The 8,599-nt window shown below is 65.9% G+C and carries 9 protein-coding genes and 1 pseudogene; 4 read left to right on the plus strand and 6 right to left on the minus strand.

All coding sequences use genetic code 11. The features are described from left to right. Nucleotides 1-13: 13 nt before the first annotated feature. Nucleotides 14-952: a hypothetical protein gene (locus tag KBY78_RS13350; RefSeq protein ID WP_255143989.1), complete on the minus strand. Its 939-nt coding sequence runs from the start codon at nt 950-952 to the stop codon at nt 14-16. Between the two features lie 49 nt (nt 953-1,001). Between KBY78_RS13350 and KBY78_RS13355 the strand changes: the two genes are divergently transcribed. From KBY78_RS13355 to KBY78_RS13365, 3 genes are read left to right on the plus strand one after another with little or no spacing between them, the layout of a single operon-like run. Beyond that, nucleotides 1,002-1,133 (plus strand): hypothetical protein, encoded by a 132-nt coding sequence (locus KBY78_RS13355; RefSeq protein WP_255143991.1) that lies wholly within the window; start codon nt 1,002-1,004, stop codon nt 1,131-1,133. Further along, entirely contained in the window at nt 1,130-1,756 is a 627-nt protein-coding gene (locus KBY78_RS13360) for a hypothetical protein (protein ID WP_255143992.1), read from the plus strand. The genes KBY78_RS13355 and KBY78_RS13360 overlap by 4 nt, the downstream gene beginning before the upstream one ends. 40 nt (nt 1,757-1,796) lie before the next feature. After that, complete coding sequence (locus KBY78_RS13365; protein ID WP_255143993.1) at nt 1,797-2,900, plus strand: tetratricopeptide repeat protein; 1,104 nt, start codon at nt 1,797-1,799, stop codon at nt 2,898-2,900. Nucleotides 2,901-2,946: 46 nt separating this feature from the next. Here the strand turns inward: KBY78_RS13365 and KBY78_RS13370 are convergent, their stop codons facing one another. Both KBY78_RS13370 and KBY78_RS13375 read right to left on the minus strand, forming a co-directional pair. After that, complete coding sequence (locus KBY78_RS13370) at nt 2,947-3,603, minus strand: SOS response-associated peptidase (protein ID WP_255143994.1); 657 nt, start codon at nt 3,601-3,603, stop codon at nt 2,947-2,949. Nucleotides 3,604-3,703: 100 nt separating this feature from the next. Next, a complete protein-coding gene (locus KBY78_RS13375; protein WP_255143995.1) occupies nt 3,704-4,618 on the minus strand; it encodes a histone deacetylase in 915 nt (304 codons plus the stop codon). Nucleotides 4,619-4,853: 235 nt separating this feature from the next. Here KBY78_RS13375 and KBY78_RS13380 point away from each other — a divergent pair, with 235 nt between their 5' ends. After that, a complete protein-coding gene (locus tag KBY78_RS13380; protein WP_255143996.1) occupies nt 4,854-5,834 on the plus strand; it encodes an IS5 family transposase in 981 nt (326 codons plus the stop codon). A 213-nt stretch (nt 5,835-6,047) separates the two neighbouring features. On the opposite strand, the gene KBY78_RS13385 is transcribed toward KBY78_RS13380, so the two are convergent. The 3 genes and pseudogenes from KBY78_RS13385 to KBY78_RS13395 form a co-directional block, all read right to left on the minus strand. Beyond that, nucleotides 6,048-7,133 carry a hypothetical protein gene (locus KBY78_RS13385; RefSeq protein ID WP_255143997.1) on the minus strand — a complete coding sequence of 362 codons (1,086 nt, stop codon included), beginning with the start codon at nt 7,131-7,133 and terminating at the stop codon, nt 6,048-6,050. Continuing rightward, nucleotides 7,120-8,223: a patatin-like phospholipase family protein gene (locus KBY78_RS13390; protein ID WP_255143998.1), complete on the minus strand. Its 1,104-nt coding sequence runs from the start codon at nt 8,221-8,223 to the stop codon at nt 7,120-7,122. The genes KBY78_RS13385 and KBY78_RS13390 overlap by 14 nt, the downstream gene beginning before the upstream one ends. Before the next feature lie 57 nt (nt 8,224-8,280). Beyond that, a pseudogene (locus KBY78_RS13395) lies at nt 8,281-8,599 on the minus strand (hypothetical protein); the annotation flags it as partial.

The raw sequence follows: 8,599 nt of genomic DNA on the forward strand, positions 1-8,599 counted from the left end.
GGGGCGCCCTTCTTCATGGCTGAACCGCCATTGGCTCCCCCCATCCCAGCGGCGCCGCCATCGGATTGTCCAGTGGTGAAAGCGCCCGCCAGTGGCCTCGCTTCCAGGTGCCGGCGGGCATGTCGGGCCGCTCGGTGGGTTGGCGTTGCAGCTGGTAGTCCTTCCCAAGCCATACCGGCCGCTGCAGCTGCACACCCTCAGCAGCAGACTGACCACCAAAGCCCTTGGCACCCGCCGCCGGTGGCACCTCGCCTTCCTGCACCAGCTCGGGCACATAGAGCTGCGCCAGCAGCGCATGAACGCACAGCTGCTCCATCCGCGCCGCGGTGCCTTTGACGCCATCGTCATCCCACTCCCAGTGGGGGGCACTGAAGTCGGTGTGCTCCGGCTGCTGGGCCTTGGCGGCTGGATCCAGCAGACAGCTAGCCAGGTAGGTGGCGCCGTCCTCCCCCAGGCCCACACAGGCCAGGCCGCCGCCGGCGAGCTGGACGTTCTCCGGCAGCCAGCCCTCCATCGCCCGCACATCGGCCACCAGCACCGAGCGGATCTCCGGGCCTTCCTCGCCGAACAAGGTGGCCTTGGGCAGAAACAGCCGGAAGCAGCGCACGTCGCGCGGCAGCGAGGGTGTGAGCAGGGGCCTCTCGGTCTGCAGAAACGCCTGGGCCAGCGATGGGGAGAGGAAGCGGGGTTCAGCGCCGAGCTCCCGCGCCCAGCGGCACACCATCGCGCCCCAGATGCCCACGTGATCGCGACGGCTTTCGGATTCCTCCTGCGCCAGCTCCACCGCCACTGCCTTGGCCCAGTGCTCAGCCCAGCTGCCGAAACCCGCCGGTGAGCGGTAAAGATGTTCACCGGCCATCAGGTCCGGCCGCAGCTTTCGCAGCAGCCGGGCCACATCCCGCACCATCCGCTCTCGCCCGCGGGAGTCGCTGAGATCGAAGTCCCGGGCCATCGAGTGCTCCGCGCCACAGTGGGGGCTCCCCAGTGTCCTGCCTGACTGGATGGATCGCACCCCGGCTACGGCCGCCCTGATCAAAGAGGTGGAGCAGCGCAGCGGCTACCCGGTGCAGCTGCTGCTGGATCCACCGCGCTGGGCGGGAAGGCTTCGATCCGCCGCGCCAGCGGCAGCGTGACGGCCCATCTGCTTCGCTACCGGGAGGAGAACTCCCTCACTGACTACTTCATCGCCTATCAGTGCGGCCTGCTGCTGCGCAGCCTGGCGGAAGATCCGGAACCACCCCAGAACCTGGTCAGCAAGCGGGACCGCCGCGAGCGGGTGACCAGCCAGGTGGAGACGCTCAACCGTCACCTCAGCGCCGCCCAGGCCCGGCAGGTGGGAGGAGGGATGTACGACGCTTTGATGACCCAGCTGCGCTCCACTGGCCCAGGGTTGCTGGTGGACCGGCAGCTGCACCGCACCTGGCCCGGATTGCATCCCGCTCAGCGCCAGGCGATGGAGGCCGAGATCCGCAGCACCCTGCCGGCGCTCTCGCCGACCTTCGGGGCGGGGATCCCAAAGGAGCTGATTGCGGCCAACCGGGCGATGAACAGCGCCTATGCCTTCGTTGCCGCTGAGTTGTTTGCAGCGCCGGATCTGGCGGTGCCGTTCCTGGCGGCGGGTCTGGGGCCTATGGCCAAGGAGCTGATCGGCCTGACGGACGTGGCCGAGGCCGATGGTCAGCGCGACTGCCAGTTGATCGATGCCTGGGCCCAAGTCATCGGCCTCGGCGGTTGGTACGTCTGGCAGCAGAGCTGAACCGGCTGCGGGAGACTGCCTCCGGCATACCGCCAGGGCGATGGAGAGCAGCGCAGAAGAGCTGAGGTTCAGCCTGTCCGAGGAGGGCTTCGATCGCTCACAGCTGCCGGCTGGATCCGGCGAGCCTGGCAGCGACAGCTTTCGTCTGGCCGTTACTGAGTTTTTCCGCCGGGCCTACCGCTCCCGTGGCGGCCGCGTCGATGTGGCCTTCACCGATGGGCGGATCGATCTGCACTGGAGCGGCGTGCAGGACCAGCAGGATGTGCTGGAGCGGGCGCTGGCGCTGATCGAGCAGGACCGCCGCCCGGAGGCCCGCTCCCTGCTGGAGACGCTGCTGCAGCTTGAGCCTGACAACGGCGAGGCGCTCTACAACCTCGGTCTGCTCTGCAGTGATGCCGGTGAACTGGAGCGTGCCGCGGAGCAGCTGGAGCGTTGCGTGGCGATCGATCCGGCCCACGGCAATGCCTGGGTGGCGCTGGGGATGGTGGGGCTGCGGGCGAACACGCCCGAGCGGGCACGGCCGGCGCTGGAGCAGGCAGTGGAGCTCGAACCGCGCAACCCCCATGCCCTGCGCGCCTACGGCACCCTGCTGTTGATGCAGGACGAACCAAGGGAGGCGGTGGTGGTGCTGCGCCGTGCCCAGGCGGTGGCCGCCGCTGATCCCACCACCCTGCTGACCCTGGCCCAGGCGTTGATCGCCGCTGATCTGAGCGCCCATGCGGCTGAGGCCGACCAGCTGTTGGGCCAGGTGCTGCAGCTTGTGCCCCGGGGGGAGATCGCCGAGAAGGCCCGGCGGGCGTCGCGCCGCATCGCGGATCACAACCTGCGCCGCAGCCAGGGGGACGGCCTGCGGCCGGCTGTGGTGGATGGCCTTCTCCGCGCCCTGCGGATCTACGAGGCGTTGAGCCCAGAGCAGCGCCAGGCGGTGCTGGTGGAGGTGGCGGCGATCGGGGAGAAGGGCCTGCCGGTGAACCAGCCGGGGGTGAACTACAGCCTGGAGACGCTGAGCGGGACCTTCACGGCACTGGAGCTGGCCTGCCTGATCGATGTCGGCGGCCGGCTGGTGCTGGAGATGGAGAAGGGAGGGTTTGAGTTCGAGGCCGAATATGCCGAAGCGGCACAACGGTTCGGATCCTGCACCTGAAGGGATCCAGACCCCCGGAAACACCAGACAAGACGACGCGGGGTGATCACAACCAGTCGACCGGAATCGCCTCCCAGCCGGCGGGATCCCATGGGGCCAACAACGCCTCAAGCCCTCGCAGCTCAGCTGCTGCTTCCGGCAGCAACCAGGCCTCTTCCCATCCATCGTTGATCACTACCGGCATGCGGTCGTGGATCGGACGCAGCAGGGCATTGGGGGTGGTGGTGAGAATGCAGCAGGTCTGGAGTTCGCTGCCATCGGGAGCGATCCAGTGGTCCCACAGACCGCCCAGCCAAAAGGGGGCACCGTCCTGGCGGCGGATCCAGTAGGGCTGCTTCTTCCCTTTGGGGCCATGGCCTTTCCCTTCTGGTGACGGTCGCCATTCGTAGAAGCCATCGGCCGGCAGCAGGCAGCGGTGATGGCGCCACGGACCGCGAAAGAACGGCTTCTGACTCACGGTTTCGCTGCGGGCATTGATCGGGCGGCTTTTGCCGCGGGTGTCCCTCAGCCAGCTCGGCACGAGGCCCCACTGCGCGTAGCCCACCTCCAGCTGGCCCTGCTGCTGCCGCTGGATCAGCAGTTGTTCACCGGGCCGCACTTGCTGCCTCGGGTGGTAGTGCTCAAGGAAACCATCCGGCAGCGGACCCTTCAGCCGGGGGAGCAGCTGATCGATCGTGCTGGTGAGCGAGTAGCGGCCACACATCAGCGATGCCTGCGGATCCAGTCGGGACTGCTTCCAATCTGCGTGACCTGACTGCCGGCAGTACGACAGCGATGCAGAGCGCCATCGCCCTGCCGCTGATCTAGAGCCCCAGCTGCAGAGCTGTCTCTGCCGCCGCGCGGAACACCAGGCCATGGCGCGCGACCAGAGCCTCCAAGGCGTCGTAGCCGCCGCCGATCACCGTGGCCACAGGTATGCGCCGCCTGAGGCAAAGCTCCAGCACCATCCGGTCGCGCAGGAGCAGACCGGTGTCACTGAGGGAAAGCCGGCCCAGGCGGTCGTCACGGTGGGGATCGACGCCAGCGTTGTAGATCACCAGATCAGGCTGAACCTGCTCCAACCGTTCAGGGATCTCTCGCCCTACGGCTGCAAGATAGGCGTCATCGTCCAGGCCATCGGCCAAGGGCAGATCATGGTCACTGGTCTGCTTATGCAGGGGAAAGTTACTGGCCGCATGGGCCGACAGCGTGAAAACGCGCGGATCACCAGCAAAGATGGCAGCGGTGCCATCCCCCTGGTGCACGTCCAGGTCAATCACCATCAGCTGTCGCACCGCTCCCTCAGCCAGCAGAACCCGTGCGGCCACGGCGACATCATTGAAAATGCAGAATCCGCTTCCGTAATCCGGGAAGGCGTGGTGGGTACCGCCGGCCAGATGGCAGGCCAGTCCCTGCTGCAGAGCCAGTCGCGCCGTGAGCAGGGTGCCCCCTACGGCCAGCCAGCTGCGACGCACTAGGGGCTGGGTGGCGGGCAGGCCGATCCGCCGCTGCTCGGCCGCGTTGAGTCGATCGCGTGAGAACGCTTCGTGATACGGCCTGCTGTGAACCAGCTCGAGCTCCCGGCGGGAGATCGGCATGGGTTGATGCAGCTGTTCGGAAGATGCCAGATCGTGGCGAAGCAGATACTCATGCAGCAGCCGAAACTTCGCCATCGGAAAGCGATGACTACTCGGAAGTGCCACGGAGTAAGCCGGGTGATACACCAGTGCGGGAGGCATCAGCGGCTAATCAGCAACAACACCACGCTCAACCCATGACGCAACATCCCATGGACCAACCTCCCTGACGTTGGATCGCCATGGTTGCTGAGCCACATCGGCATCTTCTCCCTGCTCTCCTGCTTTCGAAGCGGATTTCTCCTCTGGCTTGGAAGTTTTGACCCTAGGGAGACTCTGGAAAACCCCGCCACCCTGCGCGACAATGGCCTTGTGATCGGTGACGTGGACAGGCTTGATGGACGCCAAGCAGTTCGGTTTTGGTGATTACGAGCAGTCCACGGCCAAAAAGCGCACCCGGCGAGAGCGATTTCTGGCTGAGATGGAGGCGGTTGTTCCCTGGAAAGCACTGATCGATCTGATCGAACCCCACTACCCCAGGACCAGCAGCAAGGGCGGTCGGCCGCCCTATCCGCTGGAAACCATGCTGCGGATTCATCTGCTGCAGCAGTGGTATGACCTGAGCGATCCGGCGATGGAGGATGCGCTGCTTGAGGTGGCGACCATGCGCCGCTTTGCCGGTATCGCCCTGATCACCGACCGGATCCCGGATGAGACCACGATCCTGGCGTTCCGGCATCTACTGGAGGAGAAGGATCTGGGCGCGCAGATCTTTGAAGCCGTGAAGGCCCACCTCAAGGCCAATGGCATGGCCATGAAGCAGGGCACGATCATCGATGCCACGATCATCGCGGCGCCAAGCTCCACGAAGAATGAGAAGCGGGCGAGGGATCCTGAGATGCACCAGACCTGCAAGGGCAAGCAATGGCACTTTGGGATGAAAGTCCACATCGGGGTGGACAGCGAGAGCGGCCTCATCCACTCGGTGGAAACGACCGCCGCCAATGTGCATGACCTCACTCCCGCCGCTGAACTCCTGCACGGTGAAGAGACAGTGGTCTATGCAGATGCCGGGTACCAGGGTATTGAGAAGCGACCCGAGATGGAAGGCAGGGGTATCGGCTTCCGTACTGCCATGCGTCCAGGCAAGCGTCGCGCGTTACCGGATACACCCGAGGGGAGGGTGGATGACCTGATCGAGACGGCAAAGGCTCACTTCCGCGCCAAGGTGGAGCATCCGTTCCGCGTGATCAAGCGCCAGTTCGGCTTTCAAAAGACCCGGCTGCGTGGAATGCTCAAGAACCGCTGCAAGGTGAATGTGCTGGCCGGCCTCTCAAACCTATTCATGGCGCGCCATGAGTTGCTATGCAAGACATGACTGGGGGAGTGGTGTGCCCATTTGGGGCAGGCACCACCCCAAATGGGCAAGATTCAGCGTCCACAAGGGTGAATTCAGGCTGATCAACAACCGATCCACCCTCAAATAGTTCATCCTGAACAAGGCGCGACTCCAGGCCCATATTAAGGGGGCGTTGTCCAGAGGTTCCCTAGAGCTCGGATTCAGATGTGCCGTGGCTGGCACAGCTCTGCATCACTTCTCGACAAGGGGCAATCGACTTGCGCTGAACTCCAGCAGATTGAAGCAGGTGTTCAGAAAGCCAGCCGCAAAGGCCACGTCCACCGCCACGCCTTTGTACAGATTGGCTCGTACCACCCCCGAGCCAACCAGACCCTCGTCCACGTACCAGCCGCCTGGGTACTGAATCCGCCCATCGGGCAGAAAGCTGTTGGGTACGTAATGACGGAACTCCTCCAGCCAGAGGGTGGTGGGCAGGTTTGTGGCCATCTCGCAGATCTGCGACAGCAGCGGATCTCCGATCAGTGGCCGACCCGATGGGGCCGGCAGCCCGCCGTGGACGCTCCGGGCCACGCGCAACAGGCAGGTCAGGGCTTCACCTGCCGGCTTGAACTGTCCATCCGGCCGGGCCAGCACCGCCTGGATCTGCTGCCAGGTCCGCACCGCCCGATCGAGCGCAAGATCGGCCCGCAGCTGACGCAGCCGCTCCTGGTTCGCCGGGCTGTTGAACCGATCGGGGAGTTGCAGAGCTTCCTCGGGATCCTCAGGCCAGGGGAGCGCCAGCAGCCAGGCGATGGGCTCGAGCTTCTTGCGGATCCAGTCGTTGGCTTCGTGATGGGTCTCCGCCCCGCCGGCATCGAAGTCCTGCAGCGGGTGGGTGAGCTCGTCGAGCCGGTGATCCGGGTCGGAGTCCGGCCCGGGTGCCAGCTCGAAGATCAGGTTGCGCAGCAGGAAGGTGTTGGCTTCACCGCCAGCGAAATTCCGGTACTTGTAGCTCAGGTACTGATAGGTGAGGTTGCGGGTGCGCTTGAGGTAGCCGTTGAAGGCCGGCAGCACCTGCGCCGTGCGGCGCCGGGTCCAGAGCAGGGCGGCGCCCGCCAGTAGCGGCACGCTCACGCCAGCGGCGCCTTGGCTTCCGGCGGGATTCGGCACCAAGCCCAGCTGGTGCAGCGGCAGCGCCAGGCCAGGGCTGCGGCGGATCCAGCCCAGCAATGGTGGCCGCAGCACGGGCAGATGGCGCACGATCAAGGCCACCACGGCCGGCGGCAGGGCCAACAGCGTCAGCACCGGCAGAAGGGCGCCGCCCTCACCATTGAGCAAGGCCCAGGTCCAGCGGCGGGCCCCCCCCCAACCCCCCCCCCGGGCGGCGGCGGGCCTCGTCCGCGTTCGCGGTTTCCTGCGGTGGGTTCTGGCCGGCTGGATCCAGCGCCTTGTTCGCCGGCTGGATGTTGTCCACATCGGTGGCCAGAACGTAGATCCGGCTGCGATCGGGATGAGGTGTGCGGGCCCGCTCGGCGTCACTCAGATGGGGCGCGATCTTCAGGCTGATCGCCTCCTCCAGCCGCAGCGACTGGACCGTGATCTCCACGCTGGCCAAACCGAGGTTGTCGTACAGGCCCCCGTCCATCAGCGCCACCGCCGCGGCGCCGCCGCACAGGCGCGTAGTCACTGACCGCAACTCCTCATCTCCCTTTGGTAGGCGCAGGAAGTCGTCGGGGAAGATGATCGGCTCGAAGGCTCCGGGAAAGCAGAAGGAGGCCGCCACGCAATCGGCGATCCGCAGGCCGGCGGCCACGACTTGGGCTGGATCCTCCACCTTGGCGGTGATCGGAATGCGAAAGCGATTCACCACGTAGGCAGGCTTGTTGGCAGGGTCGCTGATGGGTTGCCGCATCACCCCGAAGCGGAACAGATCCAGCGAGGTGAGATCGGCCGCATTGAAATACACGTGATCGGGCGCGCAGCCGCCGCGTTTCAGCAGGGCGTGGATCGCCTCGTGGCCCAGCGTGTCTGGACAGCCCTGCTCTTGCAGAAGGGCCTGCACCTCCTCGGCGGCGCTGCGAATCAGCTTCTTGTCTGGGCCCAGCGGGATCGGCAGCAGGTCAGCCACCAGACGCTCCCCCAGGCCCCCGTCATGGAGGAAGGCGAGGAAGGGCAGGAGAAACTTGTGCCGGAACCCATCGTCGCGCCAGGCCTCCAGCGGGACTTTGGCATCGTGCAGGAACCCGGCCTTGGCACAGAGGTAGAAGCCCCCCACCAGCGAACCGCCCGACACTGTGGAGAGCACCGCCACCCGCTCCATGAGCCCCAGCTCCTGCAGCAGGGCAATCGTGCCGAGCCCGAAGCCGGCAGCGCGGTGTCCGCCGCCCGAGATCGACAGGGCCAGCATGGCGGGTGACTCGAGGGTCATGGCACCGAAACCGGTTGGCCTCAGCCTGGCATCGATCCGCCGCACCTCTGCCGCAGATCAATCGACCCCGTCTCCCGCCAGCAGGAGGGCCTGGAACTCGGTGTAGAGCTGCTGCTGCTCCACCTGGCGAAGACGATCGATCAGATGCGGCGGCACCGTGCCGTCGGGACTGACCTGCATCAGCTCGTGGAACAGAGCCTCCGGATCGGTTTCCGTTTCCACCTTGTGGCGCTTCTCGCTGACCCTGGGTGCGGCGCCGACAGCGGGCTGGGTCGCGCGCAGGGGCTTGGGCAGCTTCTGGCCCAGTTTCCTGAGGCGCAACAGGCTGCGGGCACCGGAGCGCATGGCACGGCAGTGGAGATCACCAGGGGAAAAG

Origin of the sequence: Synechococcus sp. EJ6-Ellesmere (genome assembly GCF_024345875.1) — a bacterium.
Lineage (GTDB): Bacteria > Cyanobacteriota > Cyanobacteriia > PCC-6307 > Cyanobiaceae > Regnicoccus_A > Regnicoccus_A antarcticus.

Excerpts from the sequence above, each read along its gene's own strand:
- KBY78_RS13370 (WP_255143994.1), bottom strand. The coding sequence starts at position 3,603 with ATGTGTGGCCGCTACTCGCTCACCAGCACGATCGATCAGCTGCTCCCC.
- KBY78_RS13365 (WP_255143993.1), top strand. The coding sequence starts at position 1,797 with ATGGAGAGCAGCGCAGAAGAGCTGAGGTTCAGCCTGTCCGAGGAGGGC.
- KBY78_RS13355 (WP_255143991.1), top strand. The coding sequence starts at position 1,002 with ATGGATCGCACCCCGGCTACGGCCGCCCTGATCAAAGAGGTGGAGCAG.
- KBY78_RS13350 (WP_255143989.1), bottom strand. The coding sequence starts at position 952 with ATGGCCCGGGACTTCGATCTCAGCGACTCCCGCGGGCGAGAGCGGATG.
- KBY78_RS13380 (WP_255143996.1), top strand. The coding sequence starts at position 4,854 with ATGGACGCCAAGCAGTTCGGTTTTGGTGATTACGAGCAGTCCACGGCC.
- KBY78_RS13390 (WP_255143998.1), bottom strand. The coding sequence starts at position 8,223 with ATGACCCTCGAGTCACCCGCCATGCTGGCCCTGTCGATCTCGGGCGGC.
- KBY78_RS13375 (WP_255143995.1), bottom strand. The coding sequence starts at position 4,618 with ATGCCTCCCGCACTGGTGTATCACCCGGCTTACTCCGTGGCACTTCCG.